The sequence below is a fragment of the Guyparkeria sp. SB14A genome (assembly GCF_005096345.1).
Lineage (GTDB): Bacteria > Pseudomonadota > Gammaproteobacteria > Halothiobacillales > Halothiobacillaceae > Guyparkeria > Guyparkeria hydrothermalis.
In genome coordinates this window covers 53,585-72,723 of the sequence record NZ_SWAW01000007.1, presented here as the reverse complement: position 1 = coordinate 72,723, position 19,139 = coordinate 53,585, and the positions used below count along the sequence as shown (strand labels likewise).

Here is a 19,139-nt window from a genome sequence, read left to right as displayed (position 1 = left end):
ATCGCCCCCGGCGTGCGCCCGGGGTGGTTTGAGCTAAGTGGTTGTTGTCAGGCGGTCTCTCGTGACTCGGATTTGCGGTCGATCTGGCGCGTGGAGAGACGGAGTTGGCGAGGGGTGCGCACCATGGCCGAATATATGCACCGTAGCAGTGCATTGGCTTGATTGGCAGCCCCTTTATGGTGCACTGGATCGGCGCGATGTCGTCGGCAGGCTATCGAGCGACGGAATCACGGGCCGCGGACTCGCCGGGTGGTAGGGGCAGTCCGTGGCCAGACAGGCCATGCCGTGGCGGCACTCCCGGGCGCAGGCCAGCAGGGCAAGCTGACGGCAGAGTGCGGCCTGGCCCGACGGGCGCCGGTCGAACAGCGCGGCGGTGGACAGCTTGCCCTCGGCAATGAAACGGTCGAGTTCGGCATAGCGAAACCGGGCGATCTCCCGGTCCCCGTCGGGCGAGGCGACCACGATCTGATCGGCCTTTTCCCCACAGTGGTGCAACAGCTGCATGGTGGTGGCCTCCCGGTTGGTTCTGGGCGAGCGCGTGCGTTGAGCGGCATGGGATTGGAATGATAACGATTCCCGTTTGCGCCAACAAGCCTGCCCGTCGCGAGCCTGGCCGCTGCCGTTACCAGGGGATCGTGGTGCCGTCGATGTCGATGAACCGACCCCGGTCGGCCTCGGTCAGGCCGGCCATGTTGCGACGTAGCCCCGCGGCGCTCTGGGCGGTGGTGATCTCGGCGTGGGGGCCGCCCATGTCGGTCAGCACCCAGCCCGGGTGCAGGGCGACGACGTTGATGCCGAGCGGTTCGAGGTCGATCGAGGCGCTCTTTATCACCGCGTTGACCGCCGCCTTGCTCGAACGATAGATGTAACCGCCGCCCGAGCCGTTGTCGCCCATGGAGCCGACCTTGCTCGACAGGATGCCGATCTTCTTCTCGCCGCTGCGCGCCACCTGCTCGACGAAGGCCTGCATGATCAGCATCGGGGCGATGCTGTTGATGCGGAACACCTCCAGCCAGGCCTCGACGTCCTGGACGTTACCGAAGGCCACGCCGCGCGGGCCGTAGATGCCGGCATTGTTGATCAGCCAGTCGATCGATTCGTCCGCCAGTCGATCGGACAGCGCCCGGATGGCCTCGGCATTCCCGACGTCCAGGGCATGCAGTTGCAGGGTGTCCGGATGGTCGACGGCCAGCGCCTTGAGCTCGGCCGATCCCTTCGGATCGCGCGCGGTGGCGTGTACGCGCCAGCCGTCCTCGAGCAGCTGGCGGGCCAGTTCCAGGCCGATGCCTCGGTTGGTGCCGGTGATCAGGGCGGTTTTCATGCGCGTGCCTCCTGTGTATTCGGGTAGTGGGTGATCGTCATTCGGCCAGCCGGAACACGAGCTGGCCTTCCTCGACCTGGACGGACTCGACCCCGTCGGCAAGCGACTGCCAAAAGCCCGGTTGGCCCCCGAATTCCGCGACCAGTTCGACGCCCTTGAGCCCACCGATCCAGGCGTTGGGTAGCGGCACGCCCCACAGGCTCACGCCGGTCACGACCACCGCCAGTCGCGATCCGTTCGGTGTCGGCACTTGTCGCACCTCCGCGCCGGCATTCAGGCGCAGCGTCTGTCCGCCCATGATCGGGAAGTCCGGCGGCAGCGGCACCAGGAGCTTGACGCTGACCAGGTCCTCGGAGAGGTCGATTGCCAGGCGCCGTGCCATCGCCGGGTCGCGGGCGATGATGGCGTTGAGCTCGCGTTCATCGAACTGCACCTCGCGCGGGGCGTCCTGCTCGCGGTAGGCCTCGGGCTTGAGTCGCCCCTGGGCATCGAACTCCTCCGGGCGGGCTGCGAACCGATCGCCGGCCGGGGGCGGGGTGCGTTCGGTCTGCACGCCAATGGCGGCGAGCTTGTCGTCGAGCCGCTGTTGTTCGGTTGCATCGAGCTCGACCGGCTCGAACGGTGACGGGAACAGGAAATACCGCACCGCGACCGCGCCCAGGGCGAGCGTGACGACCATCGTGCCGACGACAATGAGGCTCACGCCCAGGCAGCCGACGCCCCGTTTCGGCTCAGGCACGTGGGCTGGCGATGCGCCTTGGTCGTCGTCCGGTGTCCGTGGTGGCTGGTTCATGCGGCCCCTCCTGCGTGCATCGCCGGCAAGCGTAGCACGCGGGCAGTTCAGTGGACTTTACCGGCCCCGGGGCGCGAGCTGGCGGACCGCGCTGGCCAATACCAGTAGCGTGGCGACCAGTACCGCGGCGAAGGGTTGGTCGAACATCAGCGCAAGGGCAAAGGCGGCCAGGTAGCCGATCACTCCGATGCCGACGGCCAGTCGGCTTGCCTGGCGCCAGTCGGTCGCGCAGCGGAACGCCGCCCAGGCGGGCAGTAACACCAGGGCGAAGGTGGCCATCAGGCCGATGGAGAGGGTGCCGGCGGCCAGCAGGGCGGCGAGCAGCAGGTCGGTGATGAGTGCGAGTCGGCGGCGCCGGGATCGCTCGGCCGCATCCGCGGGCGGGAGCAGGCGGGTGGCCAGCTCCAAACGGTCGATGCGTCGGCGCAGGGCAAGGGTCAGTCCCAGCAGCACGACCGCGGCGCCCAGTTCGATTGGGCCCGTGAAGTAAAGTTGCCCCTCGATTACCTGACGGGCCAGCGTCTCGCCCAACGGGCTGTTGGCCGCGATCAGCAGCGTGATTGCCCAGCCGGCCAGGATCAACCAGCCGTAGGCGGAGTTGCCGGCGCCGGGGATGTGACGGCCCAGCATGCCCAGCATGGCGGCGACCAAGGCCCCGGGCAGTGACGGCAGGGAGAGCGCCAGCGCGATCACGGCCCCTGCGCCGGCGAGATGGGCCACGGCCAGCGCGGCCAGCCATTCCTCGCGCAGCCGCAACCACACCCCGGCGATCGGCAGCAGCACGGCCAGCGCCAACCCGGTAAGAAACGGCAGGCCGAACAGCTCGGTCATGTCCGTCCCGCCGGCATGGTCACCTGGCGCTGGCAACCGAGGGCAAGCAACTCCGGGTCGTGGCTGACCAGCAGCAGGCCGCGGTGAGTCGGCCGGTCGCGCAGTAGGCGGTGTAGCTGGGCGCGGGCGCCTGCATCGAGGTTGTTGCTCGGCTCGTCGAGCAGGACAAGGTCGCCCGGGGCGGTCAGGCCCGCCCAGACGCGCAGCAGCTGGCGCTGCCCGCCGCTCATGGCATCGAGGCGGCGGTCGAGCCAGTCGTTCAAGGGCGCGGGTGGGTGCGGGTCGGCCCCGGTGGCGGCGAGGAAGTCGCGGCCGCTGACCGGCAGATCGCGATCATGCGGGTGGGCCTGTTCGACCAGTTGCACGCGGGTGCCGGTGGCGAGGTGGCATGCGCCTGAGAGGACCGGCGCGCGCCCGGTGATGGCGGCGAGCAGGGTGGACTTGCCCGCGCCGTTGGGGCCGGTGAGCGCGACCAGCTCGCCGGCATCCACCGACAGGGAAATCGGGCCGATACGCGGTGTCGACGCCCCCGGCGGGGCGGTGACAACCTGGTGCAGGTCGAGCAGCATCTAGTCGCGGGGGGCGAGCGCGTCGACCCAGCCGTCGATCAGGTCGACCCAGCCCTCGAGGGTTGGCTCGCTTGGCTCGGTGTAGCGTTGCTCGATGGGCCAGCCAAGCGCGTCGCCGAGCTTCTTCGGCCCGCTTTCGGGGTAGTAGGGCGCGTGGATGATCACCCCGTCACGCCCCTCGAGCGACTCGGCCAGCTCGCTGATGTGTCGGGCGGTGGGCGGCACGCCGGGCACGGGCTCGAGGTAGCCCAGGGTGGGCAGCTCGAGCCAGTCCATCAGGTAGCGGGTGTCGGCGTGGTGGAATACCGCGCCGGGTGCTCCTGCCACCGTTGCCTGCCACTGGGGCATCCGGGTTTCGATGCGCGCGACCGCGGCGGCCGCGTTCGCTTCATAGGCCGGTGCGCCGGCCGGGTCGATGTCGGCCAGCCGCTCGGCCAGCGCCGGCAGCAACGTGCGCATCCGGCGCGGATCGAGGTTGAAGTGCGGATTGCCCGAGGCGTGCGTATGGCCGGCGCCGGACTCGCCCACGTCGAGCAGTTCGACGTGCTCGGCGGCCTGGAAGTGGCCGGGCTGGCCAGGCTGGATATCACGGTTGGCGGCCCGCTTGACCGCCACCGGCAGCCAGCCGGCCTCGAGTCCGGCGCCCACCGCGATGACGAGATCGGCGCGGCGCAGGTCGCGCATCATCGATGGTCTGGCCTGCAGGAAGTGGGCGTCGCGGTCCGGTGGGGCGAGCACGGTCAGGCTGATGCGCTCGCCCCCGACGGCCGTGGCCAGTGCGCCCATCGAGTTCGTGGTTGCCACGACGCGCAGATCCGCGGCGTGGAGCGAGCCCGGCAGCAGGAACGCCAGCGTGATGAGCAGCCGTTTGAGCATGATCCGTCTCCCTTAGAAGGTGTGCGCGCCGTGAGCGCCGAGGCTCATCTGGTACTGCAGGTAGAACTGCGTGTAATCCTCGCGGTGATCGCCGACGGCCCCGCTCACCTGCGCGACCTGGGCACGGATGCGGCTGGTCTCGCTGATGTGCCAGGTGGCTGCCGCCGTCCAGCGTTCGCTTTCGTCGTAATCGGCGTTGACGGCCGGGCGCGGTCCCCGCTTCTCGTTGGTAAAGCCGACGGCATCGTAGCGCAGACCGACCTCCCAGCGCGGCGCGATGCCGTAGGTTGCCTGAACATACAGGCCGTCCTCGGAGAAGTCGCGCGCCTCGCCAATCACGCCCGGGTTGCTCTCGTGGTGGGCGACCTCGAGGTTCTTGTCCACCCACAGGTACTCGCCGGAGACGCGCCAGTCGCCCTGGCCGTAGGCCCGGCCGGAGTCGTACTTGTAGACGGCATCCACGCCAACCAGGCGTGCGTCACCGTCGAGGCCGTGCTCGTCCGGTTCGCCATGGTGGTGCATTTCCTGGTGACTGCGGAAAAAGGCCGCCGAGGCGCCCAGCTGTACGGCGTGATCGTGGCCGAGGTCCGGGGACCACTTGGCGAACGCCGTCCACAGCCGCGGGGCCTTGTCGCGGTCGGGCAACTCGTGGGCATGCTCGGCCTCGGTGCCCAGGCGTTCGTTGTTGTCGCCCTGGAATGCCTCGATACCGAACAGCGTGTAGTGATCCCAGGCCGGCAGCCAGGTCAGTTGCAGGCCGGTGTCCGACAGGCCATGGTCGCCCAGCAGGGTGCGGTAGGCCAGGTTCTGATCGACGAAGTCCCATGCGTGCGGGTGCTTGTCATTCGTGTAGCCGATGCCGGAGTAGAACTTGCCCGCCTTGATCCGCAGCCCGGCCGGCAGGCCGGTGCTGGCGACGAAGGCCTCCTCGAGCTCCACGTCGCCCTCGTCGGAGATGGCGACGTTCAGGCGCGCGTCAACCATCCCGTCGACGCTGCCACTAAGGACCACCTCGGTGTGGCGAAGATTGAATCCCTGTTCCAGCCCGTGTTCGTGCCCGCCGTGATCGTCTTCGCCCTCATCCTCGTGACCATGCGCGGCGAAGATGCCGGCGGTCTCACCGAGCATCGCATCACCATGGCCGTCGAGGCTGTCGTCGTAGTAGACGCCATCGACGATGACCGAAAGCTTCGGGTTCAGCGGCAGGGGCGAGTCCTGTGCCTGGACGGGCTGTGCGGTCAGCCACACCGCGGCCCCTGCCAACGCGTAATGACTGGTTTTCAGACGAAGGTGGCGATTCATGCGGACAACTTCCTGGTCAACGAAAACGAGCCAATGTTATAACATAACGTCCACGAGCGATGGAAGGCCCGCCATGTCCTGTCGACCAGGTCGTGTCCGCCGCCTCGGCCTTTAATGGCCGTCGTGCGCATGGTTCGGGTTGTCATGCGGTTGCAACGCGGCCGTCGTAAGGTGCGCCTCCTTTTAATTCACGGGAGTGACCATGCGGGGGTTCAACTGGGGGATAGCGCAGCGACTGTGGCTTGGGTTCGGGGCCTTGCTCGTGCTGCTGATTACCGTCGCGAGCGTGTCGGTGTTCCAGTCACGGGATCTGGCCACGGTCGTGCAGCGGTTGAGTGTCGAGGTGATCGAGCGCGCGCAGCTCTCGCAGATGCTGGTCAGTGAACTGGAGACGTTCCAGACCGCGCAGAAAAGCGGGCTGCTGGCCCGTGCGACCCTGAGAATCCCGCAATCGCGCGCGTATTTCGATGCCGCGGAAGCCGCCGCGTTACGCATCGAGGAGCAGGTCGAGGCGATGCGTTCCGGGCTGAGCCAGCGCGAGCGGGGGTTGATCGAGGCCTTCCGTGCCCCGTGGACGGGGTACCTCGAGGTGCATGCCGCCGTGCGCGAGAAGGCGGATCAGGGCCAGATCGAGCCGGCGCTGACCCTGCTGGAAAACGACGGCGCGCCGAAGCTGGACGAGGCGCGCGCCTCGCTGGCGCGGTTGACCGATTTTCTACGCGAGGATCTGGCCATGCAGCGCGAGGCAGTGGCCGATCGCATGGAGCGCAATCGCCTGGTTCTGATCGGCATCGTGGTGCTCTCGTTGTTGATCGGAGGGTTGCTCGCGGTCACTACCACCCGCTACCTGCGGGGCAGTCTCGATCGTGTGCTGGCCGTGGCCGCCAGAATCGTGGATGGCGACCTGACCGCCCGCACCGGGCTGGCCCGCAACGACGAGGTCAGTGCCATGGGCCGGGCCCTCGATGACACCTGCGGGCAGTTCGAGTCCGTGGTCGGCCAGGTGACCGAGGTGGCCGCGTCCATGAAGGCCCGGTCGGCGGCCCTGAGCGAGGCCGGCGCGCGGGTGGTCGACGGCATGCACCGCCAGGAGCGCGCCACGGCGCGGGCGAACGAGTTGATGGAGCGCAACCTGGCCGAGGTCGACGAGGTGGTGAGCCACTCGGAGCACGCCGCGCGCTACGCCGGGGAGGTGGACCGCTTGTCGACCGGGGGCATCGAGCGCATTGACGCCACGCTCGGATCGCTCCAGGCCCTGACCGATCGGCTCGAGCAGGCCGGCGCGATCATCCATCAGCTCGATGAGCACGGCGGCGAGATCGGTTCGGTGGTCGACATGATTCGCGCGGTGAGCGAGCAGACCAACCTGCTGGCGCTGAACGCGGCGATCGAGGCGGCGCGGGCCGGCGAGCACGGACGGGGGTTCGCGGTGGTGGCCGACGAGGTGCGCACCCTGTCCAAGCGCACGCGCGAATCGACGGACCGTATTGCGGAGATGATCGGGGCGCTCAAGGCCACCATGCATGAGGCGGCCGCCCTGATGGCGGATTCGGGCGAGTACGCGACCCGCACTCTGACCGAGGCGGAGAAGGCCGGCGGGCAGCTGCGCGAGATCGATCAGGCCGTGGGCAAGATTCGCGACATGAACGCGCGCATCGCCACAGCCGCCGAGGCGCAACGCGGTGAGGCCCATGACCTGGGCGCCGCCCTGCAGGAGATCGCGGTACTCGCCGGCGAGGCGATCGAGGTCAGCCGGGAGAACGAGCGGATGGGCGAGGCCATGCGCGAGCAATCCGACGCGCTCGGCGAGCGGGTGGGCCGGTTCCGGCTGTCCCAGGTGCCCGAGGTCTAAACGGCTCCCTCCGTCGGAGCGGCAACCGGTCGGACAAACGAAAGGCCGCCCCATCCACTATGGACGGGGCGGCCTTCTTTCTGCTCGCGGGGTTTAGCTCGACGGCTTGTCGAGCAAGAGCGAGCGTTTCATCTTCTTCGGCAACGGCAGGCCCATCAGTTCGAGCACGGTGGCCGCGATATTGGCGATGCCGCCGCCGGTGCGCAGGCGCACCGGGGTCTTGTCGATGACGATGCAGGGCACCGGGTAGGTGGTGTGCTGGGTGTGCGGGTCGCCGGTGACCGGGTCGACCATCTCGTCGCAGTTGCCGTGGTCGGCGGTGAGGATGATCGAGTAGCCCTGTTCGCTGGCGGCGTCCACCAGGCGGCCGACCTCGTGGTCGACGGTTTCCATCGCCTTGATCACCGCCTCGCGCACGGCGGTGTGGCCCACCATGTCGCCGTTGGCGAAGTTGACCAGCACGAAGCCGTACTGCTCGGCGCGCACCGCGTCGATGGCGGCATCCGCCACCTCGCGCGCGCTCATCTCCGGTTGCAGGTCGTAGGTCGCGACCTTGGGCGAGGGCACCATGACGCGGTCCTCGCCGGCGAAGGTCTCTTCCTTGCCGCCGTTGAAGAAGAACGTCACGTGGGCGTACTTCTCGGTCTCGGCGCAGTGGAACTGCTTGATGCCGGCCTGGCTGATCGCCTCGGCCAGCACGTTCTTGGGCCGCTCCGGCGGGAAGCCGATCGGCGAGAGGAAGCGCGGGTCGTACTCGGTCAGGCAGGTGACCACGATCGGCTGGTAGTCGCCGCGATCGAAGCCGGTGAACTCCGCCTGGCCCAGCGCCTCGGTGAGCTGGCGCGGGCGGTCGTTGCGGAAGTTGAAGAAGATCATCGCGTCGTCGGCCGACAGCGGCTCGAAGCCGTCGAGCACCGCCGGGCGGATGAACTCGTCGTGCTGTTCGGCCTCGTAGGAGGCGGCCAGCGCCTCGCGGGCATCCTTAAAGCGCGGGCCGTCGCCGCGCACGATGGCGTTGAACGCCTCTTCCGTGCGCTCCCAGCGCTGGTCGCGGTCCATGGCGTAATAGCGGCCGCTAATCGTGGCGATCGCGCCCTTGGCGTCCTTGAGCTTCGGCTCGAGCTGGTCGAGGTAGCCCAGCGCGGATTTCGGCGCGGTGTCGCGGCCGTCGGTGATCATGTGGATCAGCGGCCGGGCGCCGATCTTCTTCGCCATCTTGATCAGGGCGAGCAGGTGCCGGACATGGCTGTGCACGCCGCCGTCGGAGACCAGCCCGATCAGGTGGATCGGGCGATCGGCATCGGCGGCCTTCTGCATGGCCTGGTTGATGGCGGCGTTCTCGTAGAAGCTGCCGTCCTTGATCGCGTCGTCGATGCGCACCAGGTCCTGGCGGTTGATCGCACCGCTGCCCAGGGTCAGGTGACCGACCTCGGAGTTGCCCATCTGGCCGTCCGGCAGGCCACAGGCCCGGCCCGAGGCCTCGATCACGGTATGCGGGTGGTGGGCGAACAGCTCGTCGAGGCGCGGGGTGTCGGCCAGGCTGACGGCGTTGTGCATGCGGCTCGGGTTGACGCCGACGCCGTCCATGATCACGAGCAGGACGGGGCGTCGCGGGGCGATATTGGACATGGGTGTGCGTTCCTTGTTCGTGTTTCGGTTGGGTTCACCGGAACGAATCGGGTGGCGCGTGCCGGCTTCCGCCCGGCGGGGGCAGCGGGCCATCCGATTCATTCTGGGTCGGGAGGGCGGTGGTGCCCTCCGCCCGGTCGCCGTCGGCAACCGGGGCGACCGGTTTAGCGCCGGTCGTTGCGTTCGTCGTTCGTCTCGGACGACGGGCCGGCCGGGTTGTCACCGCGCTTGTCGTCTGCGTCGGACGGGCTGGGGGCCTCGTCCTTGTCGGCTTGATCCTTCGCCGCCTCGTCTTCCTCGGACTCGCGCCGGGCCTCGGCCTCGATCGCCTCCAGCGACTGCTGCTCGCGCTCGATTTCCTCGAAGGCGCGATCGAAGTCGAAGTCCTCGTCCTTCTCGGTCTCGTAGGCTCGCCCCGTTCCGCTGGCTGACGCGCCACCGGTGCCGGCGGGTGAGCCGCCACCCGGGCCCTTGCCCGATCCATCGCCTGCGCCAGCACTCGGGCCGCCGTCCGGCGGCGTGCCGTCGGGCTCGTCGTCCGTCGGCAGTACCGGGCCGCCCTGCTGTCGCAGCAGCAGCCGGCCGATGATGATCCCCAACTCGTAGAGGAACCACACCGGGATCGCCATCATGAACTGCGACAGGATGTCCGGCGGGGTGAAGATCGCGCCGATGATGAACGCCACCAGGATGGCGTAGCGGCGCTTCTCGGCCAGCTGCTGGGGCGTGACGACGCCGATCAGGATCAGGAGCACCACCGCCACCGGCACTTCGAAGACGAAGCCGAAGGCGAAGAACATCGTGATGACGAAGCTCAGGTACTCGTTGATGTCCGGTGCGTAGCTGACCTCGGCCGGGCCGGTGCCCGAGAGGAAGCCGAAGACCACCGGGAACACGGCGAAGTAGGCGAACGCCGCGCCGATGTAGAACAGGATGGTGCTGGAGAAGACCAGCGGGATCACCATCTTGCGTTCGTGCTGGTACAGCCCCGGGGCGATGAAGGCCCACAGCTGGTAGAGCAGGAACGGGATGGAGATGAACAGGGCGGTGAAGCCGGCGAGCTTGAGCGGGATGAAGAAGGTCGAGGCCACCTGCACCGCGATCATGCCCGTGTCTTCCGGCAGGAAACGCGAGAGCGGATCGGAGAGAATCCGGAACAGGTCGTTGCGGAACGGGAACAGGGCCAGGAACAGGACGAAGACCACGCCCACCGACTTGATCAGCCGGTTGCGCAGTTCGACCAGGTGCGAGACGAAACCCGCCAGACCGGAGGGTTCGTCAGTTGTCGCGTCCGCGTTCCGTTGGCTCATCTTGGTCTTTTGCCGTCGATTCCTGGGTCGTGGTCGGCTCGGCCGGGGTGTCGGGCTCGGCCGGCTCGAACGGGCGGCGGAAGCTCTCGCCGGTCTCCGATTCCAAGCGGCTCAGCTCGTCCTCGAAGTCGTCTTCCTCGCCCGGGGCGCGGCCGCTTTCATCCAGGGCCGCAAGCCGTCTGGCCGAGTCCTGGCGCGCCTTTTCGCCGGCGGCCGAGTCGCGCATGGTCTGCTCGGCGTCCGAGAGCGCGCCCTTGACGCTGTTCTCGGTGTCCGAGAGGTCGTGGCGGGTCTCCTCGACCATCGCGCGCAGCTTGCTGATCTCGGATTCCTGCGAGTTCAGCAGCTGCTTCATGTCCTGCATGTTGAACTCGCTGTCCATCTCGGCCTTGGCGTTGGCGACGAACTTGCGAACCTTGTAGGTCCACTCGCCGGCCTTGCGCGCCACGCCGGGCAGTCGTTCCGGGCCGATGACCAGCAAGGCCACGACCAGAACGAGGAAGACTTCCCAGAAGCTGAAACCGAACACGGATCAATCCTGCGCCAGGGCGGCGATCAGCTGCCCTTGCGCTCGTCGGACTTCTCGGCAGTCTTTTCCTTGCCCGCCTCGATGGTCTCGCTCTCGATCACCCGGTTGGCGTTGGGCTGCTCGCTCTCCTTGTGCTCCAGGTTCTCGGTGCGCTTGGCCTCGTCCTCGTCCTTCTCGGACTCTTCCTTGACGGCCGACTTGAAACCCTTGATCGCGCTGCCGAGATCGGAGCCGAGGTTTTTCAGGCGCTTGGTGCCGAACAGAAGCAGCACGATGGCGAGAATGATCAGCCAGTGCCAGATGCTAAAAGTACCCATGATCGCGATCTCCTACTTATGTCCTGTCAATCTTGTGCGCGCCGTGCCTTTTCTTCAAGGCCCGACAGTCCGAATCGGCGTTCGAGCTCCGCGAGCACGTCCGCCGGGGTTAGGTTGGCATCGGCCAGCAGCACCAGGCTGTGGAACCACAGGTCGGCCATCTCGTTGATCAGTTCGTCTCGATCGTCGCCCACCGCGGCGAGCGCGACCTCGACCCCTTCCTCGCCCACTTTCTGGGCGATCTTGGCCCGGCCTTTCTTGTACAGGCTGGCGACGTAGGAGCTGCCCGCGTCCGCGCCCTTGCGCTCTTCGAGCAGGGCGGCGAGCTGTTCCAGCACCTGATGGTGATCAGCCGTTGCCATAGATCGCCCCCGGGGATTTCTTGACCTCGTCGGTCGTCTGCCAGCGGCCGTGCTCGAGCCGGCGGAAGAAGCAGGACTCGCGGCCCGTGTGGCAGGCAATGCCGCCGTGCTGTTCGATCGCCAGCAGCAGCACGTCGCCGTCGCAGTCGAGCCGGATCTCGCGCACCGTCTGGGTGTGGCCGCTCTGCTCGCCCTTGTGCCAGAGTTTCTGGCGCGAGCGCGAAAAGTACACCGCCTCGCCCAGCTCGACCGTCTTTTCGACCGCCTCGCGGTTCATCCAGGCGAACATCAGTACCCGGCCCGTCTCGGCGTCCTGCGCGATGGCCGGCACCAGGCCGTTCTCGTCGAAGACGATCGCCTCGATCCAGTCGCGCGATTCGCGGAATGCCGGGGGTGTGGTCGGCGAACTTGCCTGGGATTCGGTCACTGAACTGCCATCGTTGTCGCGGTGGGCGGGCGGCGCCGGAGTATATCAGGGATGGACGGGGATGGCCTGCACGGTTCCAGGCGGGCCGCCCCCGAGGTGCGCCGCATCGGGGTCAGTCGCGCACCTCGATGCCGGCCTCGGCCATTACGGCCTTGGCCTCGCCGATGCTGTGGGTGCCGAAGTGGAAGATGCTGGCCGCGAGTACCGCGTCGGCGTGGCCGTCGATGATGCCCTCGACCAGGTGATCGAGGTTGCCCACGCCACCGGAGGCGATCACCGGGATCGGCACGGCATCACTGATGGCGCGGGTCAGCTCCAGATCGAAGCCCTGCTGCATGCCATCGCGGTCCATGCTGGTGACCAGCAACTCGCCGGCGCCCAGATCGGCCATGTGCTCGGCCCATTTGACCGCGTCCAGCCCGGTCGGGTTGCGCCCGCCGTGGGTGAAGATCTCCCAGCGCGGCGGCTCGTCCTCGCCGGAGACGCGTCGGGCGTCGATGGCGACCACGATGCATTGCGAGCCGACCGCGTCGCTCATCTCCTTGATGCGCTCGGGATGATGCACGGCCGCGGTGTTGATCGAGACCTTGTCGGCGCCGGCGTGCAAGAGCCGGCGCACGTCGGCCAGCGTGCGGATGCCGCCGCCGACGGTCAGCGGGATAAACACCTCGGCGGCGACCGCCTCGACCACGTGCAGCATGGTCTCGCGCCCCTCGTGGGAGGCAGAGATGTCGAGGAAGGTCAGTTCGTCGGCGCCGGCCTGGTTGTAGCGGCGCGCCGCCTCGACCGGGTCGCCGGCGTCACGCAGGCCCTCGAACTGCACGCCCTTGACCACGCGGCCTTCGGCCACGTCCAGGCAGGGAATGATGCGTTTGGCGAGCCCCATGGCCTACTCGGAGAACGGCGGGATGCCCGCGCGGTCGTCGATGCGCTTCTGCGCCTCCCGGAGGTCGATGGTGCCTTCGTAGAGCGCCCGGCCGATGATCGCCCCGGAGACGCCGTCGTCGGCCGCCTCGATCAGGCGGTCGATGTCGTTCATGTCGGTCACGCCGCCCGAGGCGATCACCGGGACGCGCACCGATTTCGCCAGCTTGCGCGTGGCCTCGATGTTCGCGCCCTGCATCATGCCGTCGCGCGAGATGTCGGTGAACACGATCGCGGCCACGCCGTCCTGCTCGAAGCGCTGGGCCATGTCGTAGACGTCGTGGTGCGAGAGCTTCGACCAGCCGTCGATGGCCACCTTGTCGTCACGCGCGTCCAGGCCGACGATGATGTGGCCCGGGAACGCGAGGCAGACGTCCTCGACGAAGTGCGGTTCTGAGACGGCCTTGGTGCCGATGATCACGAACTCGACGCCCAGCTCGAGGTATTGCTCGATGGTGGCCTCGTCGCGGATGCCGCCGCCGACCTGGATCGGCAGGTCCGGGTAGGCCTCGCAGATGGCCTTGATGACCTCGCGGTTCTTGGGGCTGCCGGCGAAGGCGCCGTCCAGGTCGACCAGGTGCAGGCGGCGGGCGCCGGCCTCCACCCAGCGACCGGCCACGGCGACCGGGTCGTCGGAAAAGACGGTGTCGTCCTCCATGCGGCCCTGGCGCAGGCGCACGCATTTGCCTTCCTTCAGATCGATGGCGGGGATCAGGAGCATGATTCGGGCGTCCTCGATACGCGTCTGTCGTGTTTTGAAGCGGTCAGGACCACGGTCCGGACCAGCGGGTGAAATTGGCCAGGAGCCTGAGGCCGTCGTCGGCGCTCTTCTCCGGGTGCGCCTGGATGGCGAAGACGTAGTCGTCGGCCAGCGCGGCGCAGTAGGTCTGCCCGTAGGTCGCGGTGGCCACCGAGTGCGCCGGGTTCGCCGGCTCGCAGTAATAGCTGTGCACGAAGTAGAAGCGCGCGTCCTGGCGGATTCCGTCGAACAACGGGTGCTCCTGCGCCTGATGCAGCTGGTTCCAGCCCATCTGGGGCACCTTGAGGTGCTCGTCGCCCGGCTCGAAGCGCTTGACCTGGCCCGGGAACCAGCCCAGCAAGTCGACGCCGTCGTTTTCCTCGGAGCGATCCAGCAGCACCTGCATTCCCATGCAGATGCCGAGGAACGGCCGGGTTCGCGCGGCCTCGCGCAGGGCCTCGGGCAGGTGCCGCTCCTCGAGTTTGGCCATGCACTGGGCTGCCGCGCCCTGGCCGGGGAAGACCACCTTCTCGGACTCCAGGATCACCTCGGGGGCGTCGGTCAGCACCACGTGGGCGTCGTCCGGGGCGACGTGCTCGATGGCCTTGACCACCGAGCGCAGGTTGCCCATCCCGTAGTCGACCACCGCAATCTGCATTACAGCGAGCCCTTGGTCGAGGGAACGACGTCGGCCTGGCGCTCGTCGGCGCTCAATGCCATGCGCAATGCCCGACCGAAGGCCTTGAACATGGTCTCGGCCTGGTGGTGCGCGTTGCGCCCGCGGATGTTGTCGACGTGCAGCGTGGCCCCGGCGTGATTGACGAAGCCGCGGAAGAACTCCTCGACCAGCTCGGTCTCGAAGCGGCCGATCAGCGAGCGGGTGAAGTCGCAGTGGAACTCCAGCCCCGGGCGACCGGACAGGTCAATCACCACCCGCGAGAGCGCCTCGTCGAGCGGCACGTAGGCGTGCCCGTAGCGGATGATGCCGCGCTTGTCACCGACGGCCTTGGCCACCGCCTGGCCCAGCACGATGCCGCAGTCCTCGACCGTGTGGTGATCGTCGATCTCGGTGTCGCCGTCGCAGGTCAGGGTGATGTCGATCAGCCCGTGGCGGGCGACCTGGTCGAGCATGTGCTCGAAGAACGGAACGCCGGTCTCGAGCCGGGCCCGGCCCTCGCCGTCGAGGTTGATCTCGATGGCGATGCGGGTCTCGTTGGTCTCGCGGCGAATCTGCGCGGTGCGTGCGGCCATGTCGGTTCGCGTCTCGGGCGGATTGAATGGGTTGGGTCGGGAAAGCTCCCCGAACCCGGAGCATACAATGCCCGCCGCGGCGCGTCAGCCTTTGCTCGGAAAACGTCTCGACTCGCGGCGCCCCGATCTGCGCTGATCCGCCGCCGGCGGGGTTGACCGCGCGTCGATTTTGCCGTTAAATGCGCAGCCTCGTCGCCCGGCGACGGCGCCTGATCTCAGGCCGCCGGCAGCGACAAGCGACCTTGGCCAGATAGCTCAGTTGGTAGAGCAGGGGATTGAAAATCCCCGTGTCGGGGGTTCGATTCCCTCTCTGGCCACCACAGTTTTCCGTCAAACCCCCGATCCCCGGATCGGGGGTTTTTCGTTGCGGGTATCGGGCACCGTTCCCGCGCCGTGTTTTGTCCCCCCGTGGTTGGCCGCATACTGCCCATACTCGGCACATCCAGTGCGGGCGGATAATGAGGGCAGCAATGCCGCAAGATTCCTACCAGGCCTGTTTCGAGCAGTCTCAGGACGTGCTCTTCGTGATCGGGCGTCGGGCCGACGGCGATTTCGTCTATCGCGAAGTCAACGCCGCCCTGTTGCGTGACACCGGGCTTTCCCGCGAACAGATCGTGGGCAAGACGCCGCGCGAGCTGCTGCCCGTCGATCAGGCCGCGCCTCTCGAGGCCGTGTACGCCGGGTGTTTCGCCAGCGGCGAGCCGGCCCTGATCGAATCGATCCTCGATGTGCCCAGCGGCAGTCGCAGCTGGCAGGTCCAGTTGAGTCCGTTGCGCGACGGGCGTGGCGAGGTGATCGAACTGCTCGGCTCGGCCCGGGATATCACCTGGAGTCGCGACTTCGCCCAGCAGCTGCAGACGGTCGCGCCGCATCTGCCGGGCTTTGTCTACCAGCTGAGCTGGTCGGGCGGCGACGATTGGCGCTTTCTGTTCGTCGGCGAGCGCGTCGAGGTGATGTTCGGGGTCAGTCAGGCCGAGGTGCTTGCCGATGCGGGCGCCCTGCTCGATCGAATCCACCCGGAGGACTACGAGCGGGTCATCGGCGAAAGCATCGCCCACGGCGAGTCGCTGACGCCCTGGCAGGGGGAATTTCGCATGCGGCATCGTGACGGAAGCCTGCGCTGGGTCGAGGCCAACGACCTGCCCCAGCGGCTGGCCGACGGCACGATCATCTGGACCGGCTACGTCAACGACATCTCCCGGCGCAAGGCGCTCGAGGCGGAGGTCTGGCGGAGCGAGACCCGCTTCCGCCAACTGGTCGAGAACGCCAACGACATCATCTACACCCTGACCCCCGACGGGGTGCTCAGCTACGTCTCTCCCAGTTGGGTCACGTCGCTCGGTCATGCCGTCGAGGACGTGGTGGGCACGCACATCCGCGATTACCTCCACCCGGACGACCTGCCGCGGTGTCTCGCGTTTCTCGAGGAGGTGCTGGGCAGTGGCGAGCCGCGCGGCGGCATCGAGTACCGGGTGCGCCACCGCGACGATGGCTGGCGCTGGCACACCAGCAACGCCGCGCCGCTGCGCGACGATGACGGCCAGGTCACCGCCTTTCTGGGCATCGCCCGCGACATCACCGAGCGCCGTGCCATGGAGGAGCGCATCCGTCATCTCGCCCAGCACGACGCGCTCACCGGCCTGCCCAACCGCGCGCTGTTCTTCGAGCATCTCGAGCAGGCATTGCGCCTGGCCGCGCGCCACGGCGAGAAGGAAGCCCTGCTGTTCATCGACCTCGACGAGTTCAAGCCCATCAACGATCGACTCGGCCATGCCGCGGGCGACGAGGTGCTGCTGACCACCGCCCGGCGGCTGCTGGCCGGCGTGCGCGAATCCGACCTGGTGGGGCGACTGGGCGGCGACGAGTTCGTCGTCCTCCTGCACGCCGTCGGCGACAGCGACGAGGCCCTGGCGGTCGCCGGGGCGCTCTGCCGGTCGCTGGCCGAGCCGATCGGGGTCGAGGGACAGACGGTGGCCGTCTCGGCGAGTATCGGCGTGACCCTCTACCCCGACCATGCGGTCACCGGCGATGACTTGGTGCGCGCGGCCGATCGGGCGATGTACCGCGCCAAGGCAGCCGGGCGCAACCGGGCCGAACTGGCCCAGCGGCCCCGCTGAGGCGGCGCGGGCAGACGGCGATGCGCAAGATCATCCACGTCGACATGGATGCCTTCTATGCCTCGGTCGAGCAGCGCGACCGGCCCGAGTTGCGCGGGCGGCCCGTGGTGGTCGGGGGGGACCCGGCCGGGCGAGGCGTGGTCGCGGCGGCGAGCTATGAGGCGCGTCGGTTCGGCATCCATTCGGCCATGCCGGCGGCGCGCGCGGCACGCGCCTGCCCGGAGGTGGTCTTCCTGCGGCCGCGCTTCGATGTCTACCGCGCGGTCTCGCGCCAGATCCACGAGGTATTCCGGCGCTACACCGAGCGGATCGAGCCGCTTTCGCTCGACGAGGCGTACCTCGACGTCAGCGACAGTCCGGCCTGTCGCGGATCGGCCACCCTGATGGCGCGCGAGATCAAGGCGGCGATACGCGAGACCACCGGGTTGGTCGCCTCGGCGGGCGTGTCCTACAACAAGTTTCTCGCCAAGCTCGCCTCCGACGTGGACAAGCCCGACGGGCTCTACCTGATCGACCCCGAGGCCGCGCCCGGATTCATCCAGGACCTGCCGGTGGGCGACTTTCACGGCGTTGGCCCGGCCACCGAGCGACGCATGAAGGCCCGCGGCATCCACACCGGCGGCGACCTGCGCCGCCACGAGCTGCACGAGCTGGTCGAATGGTTCGGCAAGGCCGGACGGCACTACTACCAGATCGCGCGCGGCATCGACGAGCGCCCCGTGCAGAGCCGGCGCGAGCGCAAGTCGCTCGGTCACGAGACCACCTATCCGAACGACCTGGTCGGCCGCGAGGCGGTCGAGGCGGCCCTGCCGCCGCTGGCCGAGCGCGTGGCCCGCGACCTGGCGGCGCGCGAGCTGGTCGCCTGCACGGTCACGCTCAAGGTGAAGTACGCGGATTTCGTCCAGATCACCCGCCGGCGCACCTTCACTCGACCGTTGTCGTCGGCGGGCGAGTTGCTGGGTGCCTTGCCGGGATTGCTCGATGACACCGAGGCCGGTCGCCGGCCGATTCGGCTGCTGGGTGTGACCTGTTCGGGGCTCGAGGCCCGGGAGGCGCAGCCGCTGGGGGAGCTGGATCTCGGTTGGCCGTCGGCGGGCTCAAGGTAATGCGTGGATTTAGGGCGGTCGACGATCTAGGGTCAACCGACATTCGCTCATCAGGGCCCGATTATGGTGCTTGAGGTCAGTCTGCTGACGGTCTTTATCGCCGCGTTGATCACGGCGCTGGCCACCGGGCTGGGCGCCATCCCGCTCGCGTTCGCCCGGCACGTGGACGAGCGCTGGCTCGCGGCCGGCGCGGCGATGGCGGCGGGCCTGATGCTGGCGGCCAGCCACAGCCTGGTTGCCGAGGGCAGCGCGATCGGTTCCTGGCGGACGCTCGCGGGGATGGCCTCGGGGCTGGTGCTGGTGGTGTTGGCCGATCGCTGGCTCGATCGGCACCACACCCCGGACGTCAGCGACCTGCAGGCGGCGGATGCCAAGAAGGCCCTGATGATCGTCGGCGTGATGACGATCCATTCCTTCGCCGAGGGCGTCGGCGTCGGGGTCTCCTACGGCGGTGGCGAGGAACTGGGAATGTTCATCACGGCGGCGATCGCCGTGCACAACATCCCGGAGGGGCTGGCGATCGCCCTGGTGCTGGTGCCGCGCGGCGTGCCGGTCTGGCAGGCGGCGGGCTGGGCGATCTTCTCCAGCCTGCCGCAGCCGTTGATGGCGATCCCGGCCTACCTGTTCGTGACCGCCTTCGAGCCCTTCCTGCCGATCGGCCTGGGTCTGGCGGCCGGGGCGATGATCTGGATGGTGTTCGCCGAGCTGCTGCCCGACGCCAACCGCGGGCTGTCGGCCGGGCGTGTGGGCACAGTGGTGGTGCTGTCGTTCATGGTGATGTTTGCCTTCCAGCTGGCGATCGCCCACTGACCTCGTTGCCGAGCCGCGTTCCATCACGATGTGCTGATGCGCGGATATGCGATTGCGGTGATATTTTTTCCTGC

21 protein-coding genes and 1 tRNA gene are annotated in these 19,139 nt (G+C 68.1%); 5 read left to right on the top strand and 17 right to left on the bottom strand.

The window, feature by feature from the left end; genetic code table 11:
• Positions 1-174: 174 nt before the first annotated feature.
• The 7 genes from FAZ79_RS04785 to FAZ79_RS04755 form a co-directional block, all read right to left on the bottom strand.
• Entirely contained in the window at positions 175-504 is a 330-nt protein-coding gene (locus FAZ79_RS04785) for a hypothetical protein (RefSeq protein ID WP_136866840.1), read from the bottom strand.
• A 118-nt stretch (positions 505-622) separates the two neighbouring features.
• Positions 623-1,321, bottom strand: coding sequence for an SDR family oxidoreductase (locus FAZ79_RS04780; protein ID WP_136866839.1), 699 nt, complete (start codon positions 1,319-1,321; stop codon positions 623-625).
• A gap of 37 nt (positions 1,322-1,358) precedes the next feature.
• Entirely contained in the window at positions 1,359-2,114 is a 756-nt protein-coding gene (locus tag FAZ79_RS04775; protein ID WP_136866838.1) for an arginine N-succinyltransferase, read from the bottom strand.
• A 57-nt stretch (positions 2,115-2,171) separates the two neighbouring features.
• Positions 2,172-2,945, bottom strand: a complete 774-nt coding sequence (locus FAZ79_RS04770; RefSeq protein ID WP_136866837.1) for a metal ABC transporter permease — start codon at positions 2,943-2,945, stop codon at positions 2,172-2,174.
• The gene (locus FAZ79_RS04765; protein ID WP_136866836.1) at positions 2,942-3,514 is read right to left on the bottom strand and encodes an ATP-binding cassette domain-containing protein; all 573 of its coding nucleotides are present in this window, start codon (positions 3,512-3,514) and stop codon (positions 2,942-2,944) included. The genes FAZ79_RS04770 and FAZ79_RS04765 overlap by 4 nt, the downstream gene beginning before the upstream one ends.
• The gene (locus tag FAZ79_RS04760) at positions 3,515-4,390 is read right to left on the bottom strand and encodes a metal ABC transporter substrate-binding protein (RefSeq protein ID WP_136866835.1); all 876 of its coding nucleotides are present in this window, start codon (positions 4,388-4,390) and stop codon (positions 3,515-3,517) included.
• 12 nt (positions 4,391-4,402) lie between these two features.
• A complete protein-coding gene (locus tag FAZ79_RS04755; protein ID WP_136866834.1) occupies positions 4,403-5,692 on the bottom strand; it encodes a TonB-dependent receptor in 1,290 nt (429 codons plus the stop codon).
• A 202-nt stretch (positions 5,693-5,894) separates the two neighbouring features.
• Between FAZ79_RS04755 and FAZ79_RS11450 the strand changes: the two genes are divergently transcribed.
• Positions 5,895-7,544 (top strand): methyl-accepting chemotaxis protein, encoded by a 1,650-nt coding sequence (locus FAZ79_RS11450; protein WP_169303581.1) that lies wholly within the window; start codon positions 5,895-5,897, stop codon positions 7,542-7,544.
• A 93-nt stretch (positions 7,545-7,637) separates the two neighbouring features.
• On the opposite strand, the gene gpmI is transcribed toward FAZ79_RS11450, so the two are convergent.
• The 10 genes from gpmI to hisB form a co-directional block, all read right to left on the bottom strand.
• Positions 7,638-9,173, bottom strand: coding sequence for a 2,3-bisphosphoglycerate-independent phosphoglycerate mutase (gene gpmI / locus FAZ79_RS04745; RefSeq protein WP_136866833.1), 1,536 nt, complete (start codon positions 9,171-9,173; stop codon positions 7,638-7,640).
• A 164-nt stretch (positions 9,174-9,337) separates the two neighbouring features.
• Entirely contained in the window at positions 9,338-10,483 is a 1,146-nt protein-coding gene (tatC, locus tag FAZ79_RS04740) for a twin-arginine translocase subunit TatC (RefSeq protein ID WP_136866832.1), read from the bottom strand.
• On the bottom strand, positions 10,452-11,012 hold the full coding sequence (gene tatB / locus FAZ79_RS04735; protein WP_136866831.1) for a Sec-independent protein translocase protein TatB: 561 nt from the start codon (positions 11,010-11,012) through the stop codon (positions 10,452-10,454). Before tatB ends, tatC begins: the two co-directional genes overlap by 32 nt.
• A gap of 26 nt (positions 11,013-11,038) precedes the next feature.
• Entirely contained in the window at positions 11,039-11,329 is a 291-nt protein-coding gene (gene tatA, locus FAZ79_RS04730) for a Sec-independent protein translocase subunit TatA (protein WP_136866830.1), read from the bottom strand.
• A gap of 26 nt (positions 11,330-11,355) precedes the next feature.
• A complete protein-coding gene (locus FAZ79_RS04725; protein WP_136866829.1) occupies positions 11,356-11,691 on the bottom strand; it encodes a phosphoribosyl-ATP diphosphatase in 336 nt (111 codons plus the stop codon).
• The gene (gene hisI, locus FAZ79_RS04720; RefSeq protein WP_136866828.1) at positions 11,678-12,118 is read right to left on the bottom strand and encodes a phosphoribosyl-AMP cyclohydrolase; all 441 of its coding nucleotides are present in this window, start codon (positions 12,116-12,118) and stop codon (positions 11,678-11,680) included. The genes FAZ79_RS04725 and hisI overlap by 14 nt, the downstream gene beginning before the upstream one ends.
• A 112-nt stretch (positions 12,119-12,230) precedes the next feature.
• Complete coding sequence (gene hisF, locus FAZ79_RS04715) at positions 12,231-13,004, bottom strand: imidazole glycerol phosphate synthase subunit HisF (RefSeq protein WP_136866827.1); 774 nt, start codon at positions 13,002-13,004, stop codon at positions 12,231-12,233.
• A gap of 3 nt (positions 13,005-13,007) precedes the next feature.
• Positions 13,008-13,763 (bottom strand): 1-(5-phosphoribosyl)-5-[(5-phosphoribosylamino)methylideneamino]imidazole-4-carboxamide isomerase, encoded by a 756-nt coding sequence (hisA, locus tag FAZ79_RS04710; protein ID WP_136866826.1) that lies wholly within the window; start codon positions 13,761-13,763, stop codon positions 13,008-13,010.
• 43 nt (positions 13,764-13,806) lie between these two features.
• Positions 13,807-14,439, bottom strand: a complete 633-nt coding sequence (gene hisH, locus FAZ79_RS04705; RefSeq protein WP_136866825.1) for an imidazole glycerol phosphate synthase subunit HisH — start codon at positions 14,437-14,439, stop codon at positions 13,807-13,809.
• Positions 14,439-15,032, bottom strand: coding sequence for an imidazoleglycerol-phosphate dehydratase HisB (gene hisB / locus FAZ79_RS04700; protein ID WP_136866824.1), 594 nt, complete (start codon positions 15,030-15,032; stop codon positions 14,439-14,441). The genes hisH and hisB overlap by 1 nt, the downstream gene beginning before the upstream one ends.
• Before the next feature lie 244 nt (positions 15,033-15,276).
• On the opposite strand from hisB, the gene FAZ79_RS04695 reads away from it, so the two are divergent.
• The 4 genes from FAZ79_RS04695 (at position 15,277) to FAZ79_RS04680 (ending at position 19,065) form a co-directional block, all read left to right on the top strand.
• Positions 15,277-15,352 (top strand) — tRNA-Phe (locus FAZ79_RS04695).
• A gap of 150 nt (positions 15,353-15,502) precedes the next feature.
• The gene (locus FAZ79_RS04690; RefSeq protein ID WP_136866823.1) at positions 15,503-17,149 is read left to right on the top strand and encodes a diguanylate cyclase; all 1,647 of its coding nucleotides are present in this window, start codon (positions 15,503-15,505) and stop codon (positions 17,147-17,149) included.
• 20 nt (positions 17,150-17,169) lie between these two features.
• Complete coding sequence (dinB, locus tag FAZ79_RS04685; RefSeq protein ID WP_136866822.1) at positions 17,170-18,255, top strand: DNA polymerase IV; 1,086 nt, start codon at positions 17,170-17,172, stop codon at positions 18,253-18,255.
• Between the two features lie 66 nt (positions 18,256-18,321).
• Positions 18,322-19,065 (top strand): ZIP family metal transporter, encoded by a 744-nt coding sequence (locus tag FAZ79_RS04680; protein WP_211238792.1) that lies wholly within the window; start codon positions 18,322-18,324, stop codon positions 19,063-19,065.
• Positions 19,066-19,139 lie beyond the last annotated feature (74 nt).

What these genes read in the sequence shown, in the direction of transcription:
- FAZ79_RS04775 (WP_136866838.1), bottom strand. Translation starts at nt 2,114, where the DNA reads ATGAACCAGCCACCACGGACACCGGACGACGACCAAGGCGCATCGCCA.
- dinB (WP_136866822.1), top strand. Translation starts at nt 17,170, where the DNA reads ATGCGCAAGATCATCCACGTCGACATGGATGCCTTCTATGCCTCGGTC.
- FAZ79_RS04725 (WP_136866829.1), bottom strand. Translation starts at nt 11,691, where the DNA reads ATGGCAACGGCTGATCACCATCAGGTGCTGGAACAGCTCGCCGCCCTG.
- gpmI (WP_136866833.1), bottom strand. Translation starts at nt 9,173, where the DNA reads ATGTCCAATATCGCCCCGCGACGCCCCGTCCTGCTCGTGATCATGGAC.
- FAZ79_RS11450 (WP_169303581.1), top strand. Translation starts at nt 5,895, where the DNA reads ATGCGGGGGTTCAACTGGGGGATAGCGCAGCGACTGTGGCTTGGGTTC.
- FAZ79_RS04690 (WP_136866823.1), top strand. Translation starts at nt 15,503, where the DNA reads ATGCCGCAAGATTCCTACCAGGCCTGTTTCGAGCAGTCTCAGGACGTG.
- hisH (WP_136866825.1), bottom strand. Translation starts at nt 14,439, where the DNA reads ATGCAGATTGCGGTGGTCGACTACGGGATGGGCAACCTGCGCTCGGTG.
- hisB (WP_136866824.1), bottom strand. Translation starts at nt 15,032, where the DNA reads ATGGCCGCACGCACCGCGCAGATTCGCCGCGAGACCAACGAGACCCGC.
- FAZ79_RS04780 (WP_136866839.1), bottom strand. Translation starts at nt 1,321, where the DNA reads ATGAAAACCGCCCTGATCACCGGCACCAACCGAGGCATCGGCCTGGAA.
- tatA (WP_136866830.1), bottom strand. Translation starts at nt 11,329, where the DNA reads ATGGGTACTTTTAGCATCTGGCACTGGCTGATCATTCTCGCCATCGTG.
- hisF (WP_136866827.1), bottom strand. Translation starts at nt 13,004, where the DNA reads ATGGGGCTCGCCAAACGCATCATTCCCTGCCTGGACGTGGCCGAAGGC.
- FAZ79_RS04785 (WP_136866840.1), bottom strand. Translation starts at nt 504, where the DNA reads ATGCAGCTGTTGCACCACTGTGGGGAAAAGGCCGATCAGATCGTGGTC.
- FAZ79_RS04760 (WP_136866835.1), bottom strand. Translation starts at nt 4,390, where the DNA reads ATGCTCAAACGGCTGCTCATCACGCTGGCGTTCCTGCTGCCGGGCTCG.
- hisA (WP_136866826.1), bottom strand. Translation starts at nt 13,763, where the DNA reads ATGCTCCTGATCCCCGCCATCGATCTGAAGGAAGGCAAATGCGTGCGC.
- FAZ79_RS04770 (WP_136866837.1), bottom strand. Translation starts at nt 2,945, where the DNA reads ATGACCGAGCTGTTCGGCCTGCCGTTTCTTACCGGGTTGGCGCTGGCC.
- FAZ79_RS04765 (WP_136866836.1), bottom strand. Translation starts at nt 3,514, where the DNA reads ATGCTGCTCGACCTGCACCAGGTTGTCACCGCCCCGCCGGGGGCGTCG.
- tatC (WP_136866832.1), bottom strand. Translation starts at nt 10,483, where the DNA reads ATGAGCCAACGGAACGCGGACGCGACAACTGACGAACCCTCCGGTCTG.
- FAZ79_RS04755 (WP_136866834.1), bottom strand. Translation starts at nt 5,692, where the DNA reads ATGAATCGCCACCTTCGTCTGAAAACCAGTCATTACGCGTTGGCAGGG.